Raw genomic sequence first — 993 nt, 5'->3', positions numbered from 1 at the left:
TAGGGCAAGGAAAGCAAACTATTATAATAAGAAAATATAAAACCCAAGTTAAAAAATTTTTGCTTTTTCCAACATTTAGTTATGCCCTAAAAGATGATTACTTAAAGAATTTTCAGAAGAAGCATAGGAAATTTGTCAAAAAACATGCTTTCCCAAAAAAAGAAGATAAAAAAACCGAAATTAAATATTTTGTTATTTGTGAAAAAATGATAGAAGGGTCTTCTAAAAAAATTGGAGATTTAGAAGATTACTTTATATGGAATAAAAGGCATGTTAGATCCTATTTAAACAATAAAAATGGTTACATTTGGTTAATGAGAGTTTACAAATTAAAAAGACCATATATGGTTAGAGATGTGCCTGGAATGACATTTGCTAATCTGAAAGAAGGAATATCTGTTGAAGGTTCCCAATCCATTTTAAGTGACAAGGAGTTCTCTAAGATTTCCAGGGAGATAGAAAGTAAAATGATATAATATTGTTCATTTCTTTGGAGCTTCTATCGCCTTTTTTCTAGTCAATTTTTCCAAGATTATCTGTAATATGCTCCTGTTTTGCAATCTTTCTACTTCATTTTGTAAGTGGCTGACTTCCTTTTCTCTTTTCTTGTACACTTCCTTTAAGTGCCTGTGCTCATTTTTTAATTTATCATAATCGACCTGCACCTGATCTAGTTGTTTTGTTAATTGTCTGTTTTCTTCTAGTATTTTTTCATATTTTTGGTATGTTTCTATTAGTTCTTGGAATTCTGGTTTTGGGAGTATACATACTTCTTCGTTGCATTTGAAGCCTTTTGATTCTACTTTGTCTTTTTTTAGGTTGATTGTGTATTGTGTGGTGGTGTATTGACGGTCTTTACGCTTGTATATGCGCTCATAACACCTGATCATGGATTCTAGGTATTTCATATTGTAGTCTATTGTAGATTCTACAATATAATATTGTAGTATATTGTAGAATATTTTCGTGTTACAATAATCTATTGGATCTCTT

The 993-nt window shown here is 30.0% G+C and carries 2 protein-coding genes; one reads left to right on the top strand and one right to left on the bottom strand.

The window, feature by feature from the left end:
* Positions 1-476: DUF1802 family protein (locus H5T45_07680; protein ID MBC7129577.1), on the top strand; the 476-nt coding region annotated here is incomplete at its 5' end.
* A 6-nt stretch (positions 477-482) separates the two neighbouring features.
* Here H5T45_07680 and H5T45_07675 read toward each other — a convergent pair.
* A complete protein-coding gene (locus H5T45_07675; GenBank protein ID MBC7129576.1) occupies positions 483-908 on the bottom strand; it encodes a hypothetical protein in 426 nt (141 codons plus the stop codon).
* Positions 909-993 lie beyond the last annotated feature (85 nt).

The sequence above is a fragment of the Thermoplasmatales archaeon genome (assembly GCA_014361245.1).
Lineage (GTDB): Archaea > Thermoplasmatota > E2 > UBA202 > JdFR-43 > JACIWB01.
The sequence above is the reverse complement of the archived record's forward strand: the minus strand, read 5'-3'. Positions and strand labels throughout refer to the sequence as shown.

What these genes read in the sequence shown, in the direction of transcription:
- H5T45_07675 (MBC7129576.1), bottom strand. Translation starts at nt 908, where the DNA reads ATGAAATACCTAGAATCCATGATCAGGTGTTATGAGCGCATATACAAG.